Origin of the sequence: Providencia zhijiangensis (assembly GCF_030315915.2) — a bacterium.
GTDB lineage: Bacteria > Pseudomonadota > Gammaproteobacteria > Enterobacterales > Enterobacteriaceae > Providencia > Providencia zhijiangensis.
On sequence record NZ_CP135990.1, the window covers coordinates 1,399,742 to 1,415,999 of the forward strand.

The 16,258-nt window shown below is 43.2% G+C and carries 20 protein-coding genes; 8 read left to right on the plus strand and 12 right to left on the minus strand.

Features of this window, described 5'->3' with window-relative positions; genetic code table 11:
• Positions 1–4: 4 nt before the first annotated feature.
• The 11 genes from fliP to fliF form a co-directional block, all read right to left on the minus strand.
• Positions 5–748, minus strand: a complete 744-nt coding sequence (fliP, locus tag QS795_RS06295) for a flagellar type III secretion system pore protein FliP (protein WP_132494659.1) — start codon at positions 746–748, stop codon at positions 5–7.
• Positions 749–760: 12 nt separating this feature from the next.
• Positions 761–1,258, minus strand: a complete 498-nt coding sequence (gene fliO, locus QS795_RS06300; protein ID WP_154604158.1) for a flagellar biosynthetic protein FliO — start codon at positions 1,256–1,258, stop codon at positions 761–763.
• A gap of 2 nt (positions 1,259–1,260) precedes the next feature.
• Positions 1,261–1,677, minus strand: a complete 417-nt coding sequence (gene fliN / locus QS795_RS06305) for a flagellar motor switch protein FliN (RefSeq protein WP_036951399.1) — start codon at positions 1,675–1,677, stop codon at positions 1,261–1,263.
• The gene (gene fliM / locus QS795_RS06310; RefSeq protein WP_154604157.1) at positions 1,670–2,677 is read right to left on the minus strand and encodes a flagellar motor switch protein FliM; all 1,008 of its coding nucleotides are present in this window, start codon (positions 2,675–2,677) and stop codon (positions 1,670–1,672) included. The genes fliN and fliM overlap by 8 nt, the downstream gene beginning before the upstream one ends.
• Positions 2,678–2,682: 5 nt before the next feature.
• Positions 2,683–3,168: a flagellar basal body-associated protein FliL gene (gene fliL / locus QS795_RS06315; RefSeq protein ID WP_154604156.1), complete on the minus strand. Its 486-nt coding sequence runs from the start codon at positions 3,166–3,168 to the stop codon at positions 2,683–2,685.
• A 162-nt stretch (positions 3,169–3,330) separates the two neighbouring features.
• Positions 3,331–4,776 (minus strand): flagellar hook-length control protein FliK, encoded by a 1,446-nt coding sequence (locus QS795_RS06320; RefSeq protein WP_286269316.1) that lies wholly within the window; start codon positions 4,774–4,776, stop codon positions 3,331–3,333.
• Positions 4,777–5,220, minus strand: a complete 444-nt coding sequence (fliJ, locus tag QS795_RS06325; protein ID WP_154604154.1) for a flagellar export protein FliJ — start codon at positions 5,218–5,220, stop codon at positions 4,777–4,779.
• Between the two features lie 11 nt (positions 5,221–5,231).
• A complete protein-coding gene (gene fliI / locus QS795_RS06330) occupies positions 5,232–6,596 on the minus strand; it encodes a flagellar protein export ATPase FliI (RefSeq protein WP_036951385.1) in 1,365 nt (454 codons plus the stop codon).
• The gene (fliH, locus tag QS795_RS06335; protein ID WP_036951383.1) at positions 6,593–7,324 is read right to left on the minus strand and encodes a flagellar assembly protein FliH; all 732 of its coding nucleotides are present in this window, start codon (positions 7,322–7,324) and stop codon (positions 6,593–6,595) included. The genes fliI and fliH overlap by 4 nt, the downstream gene beginning before the upstream one ends.
• Positions 7,317–8,309: a flagellar motor switch protein FliG gene (gene fliG, locus QS795_RS06340; RefSeq protein ID WP_006657530.1), complete on the minus strand. Its 993-nt coding sequence runs from the start codon at positions 8,307–8,309 to the stop codon at positions 7,317–7,319. The genes fliH and fliG overlap by 8 nt, the downstream gene beginning before the upstream one ends.
• The gene (gene fliF, locus QS795_RS06345) at positions 8,306–9,997 is read right to left on the minus strand and encodes a flagellar basal-body MS-ring/collar protein FliF (protein ID WP_154639152.1); all 1,692 of its coding nucleotides are present in this window, start codon (positions 9,995–9,997) and stop codon (positions 8,306–8,308) included. The genes fliG and fliF overlap by 4 nt, the downstream gene beginning before the upstream one ends.
• Before the next feature lie 260 nt (positions 9,998–10,257).
• Between fliF and fliE the strand changes: the two genes are divergently transcribed.
• The 4 genes from fliE to QS795_RS06365 all read left to right on the plus strand — a co-directional run bounded on the left by fliE (position 10,258) and on the right by QS795_RS06365 (position 12,011).
• Positions 10,258–10,569: a flagellar hook-basal body complex protein FliE gene (gene fliE / locus QS795_RS06350; RefSeq protein WP_154639153.1), complete on the plus strand. Its 312-nt coding sequence runs from the start codon at positions 10,258–10,260 to the stop codon at positions 10,567–10,569.
• A gap of 217 nt (positions 10,570–10,786) precedes the next feature.
• Positions 10,787–11,203, plus strand: coding sequence for a hypothetical protein (locus tag QS795_RS06355; RefSeq protein ID WP_286269327.1), 417 nt, complete (start codon positions 10,787–10,789; stop codon positions 11,201–11,203).
• Positions 11,204–11,227: 24 nt separating this feature from the next.
• A complete protein-coding gene (locus QS795_RS06360) occupies positions 11,228–11,641 on the plus strand; it encodes a hypothetical protein (RefSeq protein WP_154604150.1) in 414 nt (137 codons plus the stop codon).
• A gap of 10 nt (positions 11,642–11,651) precedes the next feature.
• The gene (locus QS795_RS06365; protein ID WP_154604149.1) at positions 11,652–12,011 is read left to right on the plus strand and encodes a hypothetical protein; all 360 of its coding nucleotides are present in this window, start codon (positions 11,652–11,654) and stop codon (positions 12,009–12,011) included.
• A 97-nt stretch (positions 12,012–12,108) separates the two neighbouring features.
• Here the strand turns inward: QS795_RS06365 and QS795_RS06370 are convergent, their stop codons facing one another.
• Positions 12,109–12,573 carry a DUF1097 domain-containing protein gene (locus tag QS795_RS06370; protein ID WP_181478407.1) on the minus strand — a complete coding sequence of 155 codons (465 nt, stop codon included), beginning with the start codon at positions 12,571–12,573 and terminating at the stop codon, positions 12,109–12,111.
• A gap of 285 nt (positions 12,574–12,858) precedes the next feature.
• On the opposite strand from QS795_RS06370, the gene hxsD reads away from it, so the two are divergent.
• Genes hxsD through hxsA form a run of 4 tightly spaced genes read left to right on the plus strand, consistent with a single transcriptional unit; the run spans position 12,859 to position 16,196 of the window.
• Complete coding sequence (gene hxsD, locus QS795_RS06375) at positions 12,859–13,134, plus strand: His-Xaa-Ser system protein HxsD (RefSeq protein ID WP_318627078.1); 276 nt, start codon at positions 12,859–12,861, stop codon at positions 13,132–13,134.
• Entirely contained in the window at positions 13,131–14,534 is a 1,404-nt protein-coding gene (gene hxsB, locus QS795_RS06380) for a His-Xaa-Ser system radical SAM maturase HxsB (protein WP_318627079.1), read from the plus strand. Before hxsD ends, hxsB begins: the two co-directional genes overlap by 4 nt.
• Positions 14,527–15,630, plus strand: a complete 1,104-nt coding sequence (hxsC, locus tag QS795_RS06385) for a His-Xaa-Ser system radical SAM maturase HxsC (protein WP_318627080.1) — start codon at positions 14,527–14,529, stop codon at positions 15,628–15,630. Before hxsB ends, hxsC begins: the two co-directional genes overlap by 8 nt.
• Positions 15,627–16,196 (plus strand): His-Xaa-Ser repeat protein HxsA, encoded by a 570-nt coding sequence (gene hxsA, locus QS795_RS06390; protein ID WP_286269337.1) that lies wholly within the window; start codon positions 15,627–15,629, stop codon positions 16,194–16,196. The genes hxsC and hxsA overlap by 4 nt, the downstream gene beginning before the upstream one ends.
• Positions 16,197–16,258: the final 62 nt, after the last annotated feature.

A 16,258-nucleotide genomic window follows, 5' to 3' on the forward strand; every position in this document is an offset into this window, starting at 1 on the left:
GCTCCTAATTAAAAAAGCTTTGGGAAAGGGAACCGAGTAGCAACTGCCAGCCATCGACTAACACAAATAGCATTAGCTTAAACGGTAATGAAACTGTCGCTGGTGGCACCATCATCATCCCCAACGCCATCAATACGCTGGCAACGACTAAGTCGATAATCAAAAATGGGATAAAGATAGTAAAACCAATCTGGAATGCGGTTTTTAATTCGCTGGTAATAAACGCCGGAATTAAAATACGCATCGGCACATCTTTGGCTTCTTGGATATCACCCACTTTGGCGATGCGGGCAAAGAGTGCTAAATCAGATTCACGGGTTTGCCCTAGCATAAAGGTACGCAGCGGCGCAGTGCCTTTTTCTAATGCAGTTTCTAGGCTAATTTTATCTTCGCTAAAAGGCTGATACGCCTCCCGATAAACCTGATCGGCAACCGGGGACATCACAAAGAATGTTAAAAATAAAGCTAAGCCCAGTAACACTTGGTTTGGTGGCGCAGACGGCGTACCAAGGGCGTTACGGAGTAACCCTAATACGATGATAATACGGGTAAAACTGGTCATCATCAGCAACATTGCGGGGATAAAACCCAGCAAGGTTAAAAACAGTAAAGTTTGAACGGGTAACGACCAAGATTGACCACCATCGGCTAATGTATGGCTGATCACGGCAGGCAATGCCGCAGAGGCAGATTGTGGCAGAACAAGTAACAAAGCGCTGATAATGGCAGCAGGTTTTAAAGGTGACATGGGCGCTTCCGGTTACTGTTTTTCAGGTGCCACAGCGTTAGCAGCATCCTGTTTTTTCTTGAAAATCGACTGAAACGTTAACGGTTCAGAGGCAAAGTTCACTACATCGTTTTCTAGTGGTGCAGGGTACTGGTGCAGCAAATTCACGGATTGTGATGTGACGCCCAGCACTAAATATTCGTTATTCACTTCCACCACGACAACACGCTCTTTGCCACCGAGAGTACAACGACCTTTCACATTAATCAGTTGCTGTTTCACAAGTGGATTACGTCCAAACCCAAATGTCTTAAACAGCCACGCACCCAGTAAGATCAGTAAAATGATCCCACCAAGTGCCCCTGAAATCTGCGCTAAACTATCATTTTGGTTGATAGCTTGTGCGGAGTTACCTTCGCTGTTGACAGTGCTGGTCAAAAAAGGCTTTTGAGTGTGCGCCGAATCAACCTGTGAAGGTGGTGTCTGCAAGGACACCTCGGTTTGCAAAGATACCGCTGTTTCGTCAGGCATTTCTAGCGGCTCAAGCGGCGCATACGTTCTGATGGCGTGATGATGTCAGTGATACGAATACCATAATTGTCAGACACCACGACCACTTCGCCTTGGGCAATCAAATAACCGTTGATCAGGATATCCAGCGGCTCACCGGCTAAGCCATCTAAAGAAACCACCGAACCTTGAGACAGGCTCAATAATTTTTTAATCGTCATTTTGGTGCGACCCAGTTCCACCGATAGGCGAACAGGAATATCCATGATCATATCGACATCAGATAACTGATTTAATGGGTTTTGTCCGTCGAAATTATCGAAATTTTGCATACCTGCGGAGGCGGATTCCGCTTGTTTTTGCTGTTCCAGCGCCTCAGCCCACAGATCCTCTTCATTGTGGTTGGTTGATGCATCAAGAGAATTCTTCGCCTCACTCATTGGTACTTTCCTCATCTAGAGTGTTTAAAACAGGATTAATCAAATGTTCCACACGCAGCGCATACTGGCCGTTTTGGGTACCGTATTGACTGGTTAATACAGGTACGCCATCAACATTGACGATAAGACGGTCAGGTTTCTCGATAGGGAGTACATCCCCTTTTTGCAATTGCAGTAAGCGAGAAATACGCAGCGGGATCTCAACCAAATTGGCAATCAGTTCAAGTTCTGAACGTTTTACTTGCGTGACTAAATTGGTTACCCACGCTTCATTTTCTTGATGACCTTGCTCCATTGGTGGGTTGATTAACCGCTCACGCAATGGCTCAATCATGGCAATAGGAATACAGATACTGAACTCACCAACGGTATTACCAATTTCCACTAAGAACGGGGTTGTAACCACGATATCGTTCGGGGAAGTGGTGATGTTGGTGAATTTAACTTGGATTTCAGAGCGCACATACTCGACTTCAACGTCCGCAATTGGCTTCCACGCATCACGGTAAGCGCCTAAAGCCAGCTTCAGCATACGGTTGATAATGCGTTGTTCTGTATTGGTAAACTCTTTACCTTCCGAACGAACAGGGAATCGACCATCTCCCCCAAACAGGTTATCCACGGCGATGTACACTAACGCAGGTTCGAAAGTGAACAGTGCGGTACCGCGAAGCGGTGGCATGTGGATCAAGTTCAGGTTGGTTGGAACTGGCAAGTTACGCGCAAATTCATGATAAGGTTCGATTTTGATGGCACCAACCGTAATATCCGGGCTGCGGCGCAACATGTTAAATAACCCCATACGGAACTGACGGGCAAAACGCTCATTAATAATTTCCAAGGACTGCATACGTTCACGAAATACCCGACGTTGGGTATTCGGGTCATAAGGGCGAACATTGTCTTTGCCTTGGAGATCCGTTGATGGCTGGTTGCTTGATGGCGCATCATCATTGAGTAGCGCATCAATTTCAGCCTGAGATAAAATATTATCGCTCATGGGTCTTACCGCAGAATAAAAGTAGTAAATAACACGTCTGAAATATCCTGATCGGTATCGCCTGGGATCAGGGTAGGGGTAAGTGTCCCCTTAATATCTTTCATTAATTGCAACTTACCCTCGTTAGTACCCATGTTTTTAGATTGCTGTTCTGACAGCAATAACAGTAGGCGACTACGCACTTCTGGTAGGTATTCATGAAGTTGCTTACGCGACTTTTCATTCGCTAGACGTAAGGTGATGTGGATATAGAGCACGCGATCTGCCGCATTGTTTACCCCTGGCAGGTTAACGGTAAACGGTTCTAACTCCATAAAAATCGGTTGAGGCATATTTGGGCGTTTTTCTTCCCCATTCACAGTCTCCTGCGCCTCTTGTTTTGTCGTCCACCAGCTGTAACCACCGAAACCTGCACCGGCTAAGGCAATGAGGGCAAACAGCAAAATTAACCCTTTGTTCGAACGTTTAGATTGATTGCGTGAAGACGACATGTTGCAAAATTCCTGTTGTAAATGCCAAACCCATACGGAGTTTTATACTTTATGATCTCTAGCATTATCCCTAGATTGGGAAGAGTTAAAGGAGTGAAAAACGAAACAAAAAGGCGGTAACTCGACGCTTTAGACCTGAAATTACCGCCATTAGATTATTTCTTAGGCAAAGGTATTAATTCCACCTTGATGTGTTGGCAACTTAACCCCACTCACGCTGGCATGAGATTCACTGATGCCAACCGCGCCCATTGATGAATGGGTCGGCTGAATTTGCCCATCATGTTGGCGAGATTGCTGATCAGCGTTTGATTGACCGCTAAAGTTATCTTGCCCCACGGAGCCTTGGGCCAAATGAATACCACTTTCCTGCAGCGCACTGCGCAGGACTGGCATCATGCTTTCCATCGCAGCACGAACATGGCTATGTGGGGAAACAAAGTGCATCACGGCTTGATTATCTTCGATACGCAAATGCACATTGAGAGAACCTAACTCTTCAGGATGTAAGCGAATTTGCGCTTGAGAAACCCCTTGGCGAGAGAAAAACAGCATTTGCTGGCTAAGTTGTTGCTGCCAAGCTTCAGTACCAAACGGAGCTGCAAAGTTCATGGTTGGCGTTGGCATCGCAGGTGTTGCCGTTGGAATTGGTGTGGCAGATGGTGTCGCCATAATGCCTGCAACATGGGTTACCGTCGGTGTTGCGGTATTGCTAAATGCGCCACTTTCAGCTTGAACACTAAAAGCCCCTTTAGCGCTGTTTTGCAGATTCTGGGTATTTTCAGCCGTCGCACTGGCGATTTGTGACAATGATTCTGTGCCCGGCGCTTTTTTACCGAGCGACATCGCATCTTGATTCAGATCTTTCGTTGGGATTGCGCGTGGATTGTCCAATGCAAATAACGCCTGATCGCGACGTTCACCGACTTCTTTTTTGCCCATTAAAGCGAGCGTCGGTTCTTCGGCTTCCCCGGCAAGCTGTAATTGTGCGCCAGCCAAGGTTTTATCATCAAATGGCGTTACGTTACGTGCCACATCAGTCAGTTGTTGCAGCGTTTGTGTGAACGGAGTTGCAGAGGGTTTCTCCGTGCTGGTTTGCGGGTTAGCAGCCGCTTGAATACGTTCATCCATGGCTTGTTTTAATTGGCTGATTAAGGCTTGTTCATCGCCTTGTTTACCTGTTAATAGCTCCGCTTGCAGTGGTGATTGTGCATTAATATCACGACGGAAATTCAGCTGCGCTAAGGTATTTTCAGCTTGTTGTTTTTGAGCTAACTGATTTTGAATGGATTCTTTTTCAGCTAACTGATTTTCTGTGGTTGCGATTTTGTCCGTTGCTAATGGTGCGTCAGTGGATTTTTCTGAGTTGGCTGTGGCTGCATCAGATTGTTTTTGCTCACTGATCTGTTGGTTCAAAGGTGTTTCGTTAGCACTGCCATTGAGTGCAGGGGCGCTATCGCCGTTTTTTTCTGGTGATTGCTGGTTTTCAAGCATGGCCTGAAAAGGGACGGCCGGCGCTTGGTTTTCATCAATTTGCTTGTCTCGCGGCTGTTCCTTCGCGGTGTTAGCGGCAGGGGTGACCGGCAACAGGTTTGCATTGACGTCCATTTATTGGGTTCTCCGTAAAGTCGCGCGTTGAGCAAATTCATCCATCTGCTTTTGCTCTAAGCGATTTTGACGTTGGTTTTGAGTGTGTTCTGCACGCTGGATCAGGGTATCGAACGCATTGACGCGTTGCTGTTTTTCTTGCCAATGACGATTGGCGTCACTGACGCGCTGTTCCCAGAGCGTTAATTGCTGTTGTTGCTGCTCGATAGTCAGTTCTAAAGTCACAAGAAATTGCTGATAGTTCTGCCATTTGTCCGAGTCCATGCCCGTGTGCAATGTTTGGTTTAATTTCTGCCGATATTCTGACTGATAGTTTTCCAACATGTGTAACTGCTCCGCCATTTGCGTGTGCGTTTGGCGAACTTGAGCAAGGACTTTAGCCGCTTCCTCTGAGGCATCTTCTGCTAAGCTCAGTAAGGTCGCTAATGCATGACTATTGGACATCGCATTCCTCGTTATTCATTGGGAACAACATGAGCCAGTTGTTCACAAGCGGTTTGATAATCACAACGTTCATCAATATCTTGCTGTAAAAACTTCGACATTCTTGGGTAATACTGAATTGCGGTATCGAGCATTGGGTCGCTGCCCATGGCATAAGCGCCGACGTTAATCAGGTCACGGTTACGTTGATAGCTGGAGGTGAGCTGTTTAAAGCGCTGGATCTTACGATAATGTTCTTTGGCGATAAGCTCCGTCATGGCACGGCTAATGGAGGCTTCAATATCAATGGCAGGGTAGTGCCCAGATTCTGCCAATGAACGTGACAGAACAATGTGTCCATCTAAAATCGCGCGCGCGGAGTCTGCAATTGGGTCTTGTTGGTCATCCCCTTCAGTCAACACGGTATAAAAGGCGGTAATCGAGCCGCCATTTTTCCCATTACCCGCACGCTCAACGAGGGCAGGTAATTTCGCAAAAACGGACGGTGGATAGCCTTTGGTTGCTGGGGGTTCACCAACGGCAAGCGCAATTTCACGCTGTGCCATACTGTAGCGTGTGAGTGAATCCATGATCAGCAATACGCTTTTGCCTTGGTCACGGAAATATTCCGCAATACGGGTAGCGTAAGATGCCCCTTGCATCCGTAGTAACGGCGAAACATCTGCAGGCGCGGCGACGACAACGGCTCGGCGTAACCCTTCGGCACCTAAGATATTTTCAATAAAGTCTTTAACTTCGCGCCCACGCTCACCGATCAGTCCGACGACAATAATGTCCGCTTGAGTGAAGCGCGCCATCATGCCGAGTAAGACGCTTTTACCGACGCCGGAACCTGCAAACAGTCCCATACGTTGGCCGCGACCGACAGTTAGCAGCGAGTTAATCGCTCGCACGCCCACATCTAAAATATCGTGGATTGGCGTACGCTCCAGCGGGTTGATGGACGGCGTGATCAACGGCGCACGTTGTTTGGTTTCCAGTGGTCCTTTGCCATCCAGCGGAGTCCCTTGGGCATCTAATACGCGCCCAAGTAGTTCATTACCAAGTGGCAGCAGGCGACTCGTTTGTCCATCTTCTCCAGACGTTTGCGCATACACGCGTGCACCCGGCGAAATACCTTCGAGATCGGAGAGCGGCATCAACAACATGCGAGGTCCGTTAAAGCCAACCACTTCGCAGACAACTTCGTCAGTGCCACCATTAATAATGCGTTCGATATAGCAGGTGGCGCCTAAAGGCATTTTAATGCCTTCGGCTTCCATCACGAGACCTGTAATTTTGGTCAAACGTCCATAGCGGCGTACCATCGGAATGCCTTTCATGCGTGACTCTAAGTCATCGAGAGACGCTATCCAACGGCCGAGTCTCGCAGTCATGACAAGCTCTCCGGTGCATATAGACGGCATAATTCTTGCCAGCGAGTGGCGACCGTCATATCAATTTCACCATCTTCAGCGACCACGCGACAGCCACCCATATGCAGGCTTGGGTCGGCGACTAAGCGCCAGCCATTCAAGTCTAACAATGAGCCTAAGTGTTGTTCGATAAGCGCCACATGATTCGGGTTCACATGCAGTTCAGGCTGGCTCGCAAATATTGGTTTTTGCTGCATTAAATGGCTAATTTCTTCTAACAGCGCGGTACCATCGCACACAGTAGATTGCCCCAACACTTGCTTCGCGGCGGTTAGCGCGATTTGCAGCAATTTGGTGGTAACTACCGTGTCAAAGGTATCCAGCGAATAGTGAAATTCTGATAACAGTTTTTGCCATGTTTCAATCACCGGTTGCTGAAGGGCGAGAGCTTGCTCGCTCCCTTGCTGCTCACCAGAACGTAAACCTTCCGTAAAACCGGCTTGATAACCCTCTTTTTGACCTTTTTCAAAGCCTTGTTGGAAGCCCGTTTTCTGGGCATCCTCTTTGATGTTATCCAGCAGATTGATCTGCTCGAGCACTTCTTTTGGCTCTAAGCAGGGGACTTTCGGCGTGTTCGGTTCAGGAACATCATTCAACGGCGGGATAGCCGATGAATTCAAATCCCATTGATTAAGTTCCCGTAACTGCCAAGGTTGCCATTGCTGATTATTTTTGGATGTATTAGACATACACGTCGTCTCCACCACCAATCGCGATCTCGCCTTTCTCCATTAAGCGGCGAACAATCATTAGAATAGCCTTCTGCTCGGTTTCCACTTGTGACATACGAACTGGCGCTCGAGATTCCAGATCGTCGCGAACAATCTCGGCCGCACGCGCTGCCATATTGTTGAGGAAATGGTCGCGCAGAGCTTGGTTGCTGCCTTTGAGGGCAATAACCAGCGAATCAGTAGACACGTCTTGCAGAATGCGCTGAATGCTGCGGTTGTCCACTTCGATAAGGTTTTCGAACAGGAACATTTCGTCGATAATGCGCTGAGCCAGCTCACCATCGTAATCACGCATGGCATCGATAACGCTTTCTTCTTGCTGATTTTTCATCAGGTTGATAATTTCTGCCGCGGTTCTTATGCCACCCATTTTGCTGCGCTTGAGGTTCTGACCGTCTAGCAGGTTATTTAGAACTTCGGTCAGTTCAGCTAGTGCAGCTGGCTGAACGCCACCAAATGTTGCGATACGCAGCATTATGTCGTTACGTTGGCGCTCTTCGAACAGCTCTAAAACATCGGCCGCTAAGTTGCGTTTTAAGTGAACCAAAATTGTAGCGATGATCTGTGGGTGTTCGTCGCGAATAATATCGGCAACCGTTTGTGGCTCCATATAGTTGAGGCTTTCGATACCAGAGGTAGTCTCTTGCTTCTCGAAAATATCTTCCAAAAGGCTGGCAGCACGTTCTTCCCCAAGCGCTTTGACCAACACCGAACGCAGGTAGTCGTTGGTGTTGATATTGAGGGCGGCAAACTGAATTGCCGACTCTTCAAACTCGGTGAGCACTTCCGCCAGTTCGTTGTTGGAGATTTGGCGCATGTTGGACACCGCCATACTCAACTGCTGAACTTCTTTGGGATTCAGGTGCTTAAACACTTCCGCTGCCTGATCTTCGCCGAGTGTCATCAACATTACGGCGCTTTTTTCTGTTCCAGTTAAATTCATTGGGATTTTCCTAACCACTGACGGATAACCATTGCCACGACTTGTGGGTCTTTCTCTGCCATTTCACGAATACGCTGGCTTTGAATTTCAGCGCTAACACGTTGACGAGTAAGACGGCGACGGGTTTTCTCGTCCATATCTTCACTAATTTCTTCTTCCACCACGAACGGCGCTTTGACTTGAGATGCATTAGCAATGGACATTTCAGCATCGATTTGCGCTTGTTGGGTTTTACGGTATTTCACCCACTGAGGTTTGATACCGAAGCGCCACATAAACCAAGCAATCAACGCGATCAGCAAGATTTTGCCGTAATCTAACGCTTGGCCAATCACTTGCGGGTTATTCAACAACGAAGGCTCTTCAACCACTGGCGTATCGTCAGTAAATAAGGAGTTCGTAATGTTGATGGAGTCGCCACGCTGTGCGGAATAGCCCATCGCTTCACGGGTTAATGCATCAATTTGTTGCAACATTTCTGGTGGGAGCGGCTTCATTTCTGGGCCTTTCTCACCTTCTTGGGATTGGTAATTGACGATCACCGCAACAGACAGTCGATCAACGACACCAATTTGGCGCTGTGTGTGACTGATTTTGCGATCCACTTCGTAGTTTGTGGTTTCATCACGCTGGGTATTGAGGGTGCCATTACGGTTATTCCCGGCAGTTTTCCCATCGGTGCTTTCTTTATTAGCATCAATCGGTGCGCTCGGTGCGCTTACTGGTTGGTTCGATAATGCGCCCGGTACGCCACTTGGGCCACCGTTACTGTTTTGCAGACTTTCGCTGTTCTGGCGAGAACGAACCGCAGCCGCATCAGGGGTTTGGTTTGGCTTGTACTCTTCAGAAGTCTGCTCAACTTTTGAAAAATCCATCTGCGCAGTGACTTGCGCGTGAATATTGGCACGACCGACTAATGGCGACAGAATATCTTCAATGCGCTCTTTAAGATGGGCTTCCATCTCTTTGGTCATTTTGATTTGTGCGCTATTGGCAGATTGCTGGCTATTATCGTTGTTGGTGAGTAGGCGACCCGTTTGGTCGACAATGATCACGTTGGCGGCGGTTAAGCCTGTCACGCTGCTGGAAACCATGTGAACGATAGCGCTAATTTGCCCTTCATCCAACATTCTGCCCGGCAATAAACCGACAGTGACCGAGGCGGTCGGCAGTTTTTGTTCACGGACAAATAAGGTTGGCTTAGGGATAGCTAAATGGACTCGAGCGCTTTGTACTGGGCTGAGAGATTCGATGGTACGAGACAATTCCCCTTCAAGGGCGCGCTGGTAGTTGATTTGCTCGCTAAATTGGCTGATACCAAATTGTTCTTTATCAAGCAGTTCAAAACCGGTATTTCCGCCTTTCGGTAGACCTGATTGCGCCAGTTTCAAACGTAATTCATGGACTTTATCAGCAGGCACAAGAATAGCGCTGCCGTTATCCGCGATTTGATAAGGGACGTTCATCTGGGTCAATTGACCGACAATATCGCCACCATCTTTTGCGCTAAGATTACTCAGCAGCACGCGATAGTCAGGGCTACGGAACCAGAGGAGCAGGGCGACAATAATAGATATCGCAGCAGCACCGGCAATAATTAACGGTATTTTCGGGTCGGCTTTGATGCTTTCGATCAGTGAGGCAAAACCTTTTTTGGCCTCCCCCGTATCTTTAGATGCGGTACTCATAAATATTCCCTGCTATGCAAACTAAACGGATGAATATACGTTTGGTGAAACAATCTTATTTCCCTCTTCGTAACCTCATTTTTTTACGCTGCTATTATTTATTGTCTTGATGCAATCTAATGACGGAATCAGCCTATAATTTTGGTGTTATTTATCGGCTTCAAGTAAAAAACGGTGTGGTAGGGTAGGCAAACTAAAATTCGTGACGGCAATTTTTTGCTCAATTTACCGTTCAACCGAGATTAACTGAAGAGAACAGAATGACGATTCAAGCGATTGAAGGGGTGGTTTCCCAACTAAATGTGATGGCGACTCAAGCGGCACATAACACCAAACCCGTTGTAGAGCCGGTGGGTTTTGCCGATCACTTAGTGGCATCCGTGAACCAAATCAATGAAACTCGCGTGCAATCTGCACAAAAAGTACAGGATTTCACCCTCGGTAAGCCTGATGTTTCATTAAATGATGTGATGGTCGATATGCAAAAAGCCAGCTTGAGCCTACAAATGGGCATTCAGGTGCGTAATAAGCTGGTGGCAGCGTACCAAGAGATTATGTCAATGCCGGTGTGATTATCATTCTTTAATATTTATGTATTGATAAAAAACGCAGGCAATGTCTGCGTTTTTTATTTGTTTTTAAATTGTGAAGTAGGTATCAATAAATAAGTTAATCTATTATTATTCCCCTTTACCATTTTAAATCTAATAATTTCTTACTCATGTAGGGTGAATAGGTAATACACTAAATTAGTGTTTATTTTCTGAGCTCAATAATAGTGGGTATATTATGAATAATAATATTGATGAAAATCACAGGCGAGATAATGTTATTAACAAAAGAGATTATGAAAGTGTTATTAAAAAAGGTGCGTTCTTTATATTAAATAGTAGTGGTGAAACCATTAATTCTATTATCGTAAGTTATTATTCTGGGTTGAAAGGAAATAAAACAACACAACGAATTAACAAGCTAGAGCATTTAGAGATGGCAGAGTCTGGATGTGAATTTACGTACACTGTAATGGCGTGGAGTCATACGGACTATTGGGATGTTGATTTTAAAATATCAACAGGAAAAATCATATCTTATAGAAAACAAGCCTGTAATATCCGGCATTGGGATAATGGTATTGTGATTATTAATATAGTTAAGAATTTTAAATTGCTTATAAAATTTTCGAGTTCAGGTGGTTGTCATAGTTAATTTTTCAATAAAGATTGGAGACAAATGGATAACGTAATAGAAAAAGCGATTTCAACTAACCATACTGGTTATTTTTATGTGATGAACTGCTCTTTACAGGAGCTACAATCTGTTAGTGTCACACATTCTACAGATTATCCTCATAGCATGCTTCATATTACTGCTGATTACAGTAACCTAAAAAATATGAACACAACTAAATTGGGATATTCATTTCCATATGAAACAGGATTTTTATCCCACTTTGATTACTGGACTGTTGAGATAGAAACAGCATCTGGATACAAATATAAAACTAATGATTATTTTCTTTGTAACCTGAGTTACGACGATGATGGTTTTGTGTATATGGCTATTCTTCCTGATTTATCAGTTCATACTATTTTTTCTTATTCAACAGGATGTGTGAATCATTTAATAAATAATTTTTCTAAATAAGGTTTATGCAATGAATAAAAAAATAATTTTACTAAGTTGTATGTTGTTCTCAAGTTTTTCCATGGCGGAAAAAATTAATATTAATAGGGCATTTTCAGATAATTGTAATACCTACATCAATAAAGAAAAAAGAATTTCGACTATCACATTAGGTGAACAAGATGTATTTAACAAAAGAGCATTTTTCACAATAACTCTACGTGATGGTGATTCGGACACAAAAGAAATATCTATATTGGAATCGGTTGGGAACGAGTATGGTAGAGCAATGTTCCAACTGATGAACACTGCATATTTATCAAATTCAAATATTAAAATAACGCGTTGTGAACTCAATAAAATTGCAGGTGCTTCAATAGCCTATAAATAAAAAGTCAGTTGTTTTGATAGCTAGAGGGTAATCAATACCCTCATTTTTTATAATTCTCTTAGATCTTCCTGATATAAAAATATATTTACTTTATACATCAGGAAGTACTATCCAGTTTTTTGACTAACCAGAGACCACTTTGTTTCATTGCGTAGCCAAATAAAACGCCGACAATAAGCGACGGGATAGTCAGTTGCCAATTGCCTTGCGCTGCAAAGGTTGCACAGGCGCCGATAAAGGTTCCTGGTATATAGGCTAGCCACGATTTTTGGGCTTGAAAGCACATGATAAAAGCGATAATCGTGGTCACAAAGTAGCCTGCAAAATTAGGCAAGTCATGGGTGAGTTTATCGCTATGAATAATGACTAATCCCCAAACAACACCACTTAGCGCTGTTAATGCAGTGACAAGCAATCCCTTTATCCCTTCTTTGGGATAAGCAAAATAAGCCGTGCAGCCTAAAAATCCCGCCCAACTGATCAAGCCAAAGAGATCCGCAACCCATGCCCATAACCCAGAAAGAATTGCAGTCGTTAATGATAGAGAAAAAAGTAGTTTCACAATGCGTACTTCATGAATAAGTTAAGATAACAAATTTGAGAAAGCTGAGCATTGTATAGAGGGATGTAACGTGTTGCAATTGGAGAGTTATTTTTTTGAAGTAGATCATGTTGAGGACGTATTAAATTAAACTCTACCTTATCTATACTATTTTAAATTTAATAGTTAATTGCTTAACGAAATTGAACATGATAGAAAGTAAAACTTAAAAAATAGACTGTTAAATATAATTTTTAATTTCATAAAAATATAAATTTTTAATATTTGACTAAATTTGGTAACAAAATGAAACTGGTAACTTTAAATAAGCAAGATTATTCATTGCCTGTGGTGAGACAAGCATTGTATTGGATGAATGAATTTAGTGAGTGGACGATTGATGACAGAGGAAATGAATTGGCTATAACGTTTGTTGATAATAACGAAGCGATACTATTTAAATTTTATCAATTACTAAACGATTATTCATTGCGTGAGAAAATTGATATTAAAACGCGTCATGTAAGAAACTCTATTATAAATAAAGTATTAGCTAGCTTAGATGAGCGGTTATCAAAATGAAACTGCTCCCATTTAACTTTGAATATTTAGATAATGGCAAGGTTATTATCAGCAATTTGGCGGGATATTCTCTAGTGATTAGTAGCGATGACCTGCAAAAAATGGTTGAGGGGTCGTGGGATGATAGTATTTCATCACAGGAAATATTCAAAAGGCAGAAAGCGTTAAAAGAAAAACTATTTATTAGTGATAATCTTAAACTGGCGGAAACCTTGTTAGCTGCGGGATTAGGTAAAAAATTATCAGCGGAAATGAAGTTTTCTCCTATTTTTATGATTGTTCCTACGCTGCGGTGCGATCATACTTGCCGTTATTGTCAAGTTAGTCGAGCGTCAGTGAATGCTAAAGATGTCGATCTTGCAGATGAGAAGATCCCAACCATTATTGGATTGATTAAAAAGTTATCTACTGCACCATATAAAATTGAAATTCAAGGTGGGGAACCTTTATTACGATTTGATCTAATCGAGAAAATTTATGATGAAGTGATTTCTCAACTTGGTGAGGAAAATATTGAATTTATTATCACTTCCAGTTTGTCTTTACTTACTGACGATATGATTTCGTGGTCAAAAGATAAGCCTGTTTTATTTTCAGTTTCTTTGGATGGAACTGCAGTCGTTCATAATAAAAATCGTATTTTGCCAACAAAAGACTCTTATGAGCGGGTGATTACGAATATCAAAAAATTGCAGCAACAGCTTGGAAAAAACAGAGTATCGACGGTCACTACAGTAACAAAAGCATTATTAGCGCAGCCTGAGTCATTACTTGATGCACACCAAGAAATAGGTATTTACGACCTGTTTATTCGACCTATTAGCCCGTATGGTTTTGCGGAAGGAAAAAATGATTACTCGATTGAGGAATATTTGAGTTTTTATCAAAAATTACTTTCACTCATAATGGAATATAACAGAAAAAATATTCCATTTGTCGAGCATTCAGCCGCAATTCATATTAAGAGACTCCAAAATCCTACATTCTGTGGTTATGCGGATTTAAAATCGCCAAGTGGCTTAGTATTCAATAGTTTATTATTTAATTATGACGGTAAACTTTATGGTAGCGACGAAAGTCGCATGCTGCAGAAAGTGTATCCTGAAATTGATTTCTCAATTGGTGATATTGATTCTTTTTCATTTGCAGAAAATCCGATTTATCAACAAATATTATCTGAATCATTTAATATGCTGCAAGTCGGGTGTGAACAATGCGCATTCCAGCCTTATTGTGGCGTTGACCCTTGTCAAAATATCAGTTTATTTGGCGAGCCAGTTGGTAATAAAAGTCAGTCGCGTTTTTGCCAATATCATAAAGGCATGTTTAAACTGCTAGTGTCTAAAATGAATGACGATACCGATGACGCGAGAATATTAAAAAGGTGGTCTCATGCCTGATGTTTTGCGTAATGATCTTTTTGAACTGAGTGCCTCAATTCCATCAGGCTTTTATCAAGTCTATAAAAACAGACTTACCGAACCTGAGTTTTATTTTGACAATTTACTAGTCATTGAAAATGAGAACACTCCCTATGATACAACAGGAACCGCATTTACTATTGTTGATGCTTCCTTATATTACGGAATTGAATCAGGGGATATAGTATCTATTACTCAAGGAAAGCTGAGAGTTATTCTTTCCCGAAAAGCGAACCACAACACATTATTAATTACGGAACGCTGTAATAATTTGTGTTTATTTTGTTCTCAACCTCCCAGGAAAGAGAATGACAGTTGGCTATTAGATGTTGCGAAAAACGCATTAGCTGCATTTAAACTTAGTGGGATTGTGGGAATTAGTGGCGGAGAGCCATTACTGTATGGGGATGATTTTGTTAATTTTCTGGAATTTGTTAAAGAACATTCGCCGGAAACTACATTGCATGTGCTGACGAATGGGCGTCAATTTGCAGATCTCGAATTGACGCAAAAAATAGCGTATGTGACAAAAGACATGTCAATTTCATTTGGCATACCGTTATATTCGGCAATACCCGAGATCCATAATCAGTTAGTTGCCAATGAAAATGCATTTGATGAGACGGTATTGGGCATAATTAATGCAGGTAATAGCGGAATTAATATTGAATTACGTTTTATTCCCACGCAATTAAATTACCAAGACTTGCCTGCCGTGATTGAGCTAGCGGGACGCGTCTTTTCCAATATCAATCAGATATCAGTCATGAATCTAGAGGCAACGGGATGGGCGCGTAGGAATTGGGATGACTTATATATTGCACCGGAGCGCTATCAAGATCTCATGCAGGTGGCAATTAACGTGGCAGAATGTTGTTATCTCCCCATTGTTTTATTTAATTATCCACTGTGCCATCTGCATCAAGAGATGTGGCTATACAGTATTCAATCAATATCAGACTGGAAAAATTATTACCCACAAGCATGTAACCATTGTCGAGTAAAATATGAATGCGGTGGTTATTTCAGCTCTTCTTACGGTAAATATCATCAGGAACCGAGGGCGATAGTATGAAAAAATGGAATCTAGCGGCGTTGTTACCAGGTTTTCTGGCGCTTAATAATCAGGTATTTGCTGATACAGCCATTGTGCCAAATGCCGAAAATACATTTTCACCGAATGACTTGATTTTTGCACCTCTGAATACAGAAACCCCGTTATACATTGCGGGACACCGGAGTCATAGTTCCCATAGAAGTCATAGTAGCCACAGTTCGCATCGCTCTTCTTCTGGTGGGGGGTATTACCGTTCGGCGCCGGCCACTCCATCTTATTCAGCGCCTGCGACTAGTAACACACAAAGAAATCAATCAGGTAATACACGGAATTCAACATCGAGCAATGACTACGGCCCAAGCGTTCGACAGCAAGCACCAACCGAACAGCAGCGTAAACGACTAGTTATGCGTGTTCAATACGCGCTGTTTGATCGAGGGTACTTTAATGGTCCAATTGATGGTGTGATGGGGCCTGCAACACGTACGGCAATTAATAATTACCGTAGGTCACATGGCTTGCCATTAACCGCTTATATTGATGTTGATTTACTGAATTCATTAGGAATCTATGCATCAAATTAAGATCTTCAGGATAAAGACTAAATTGTTATAGAAATTAAAAATAGCACCAATAAAATTGGTGC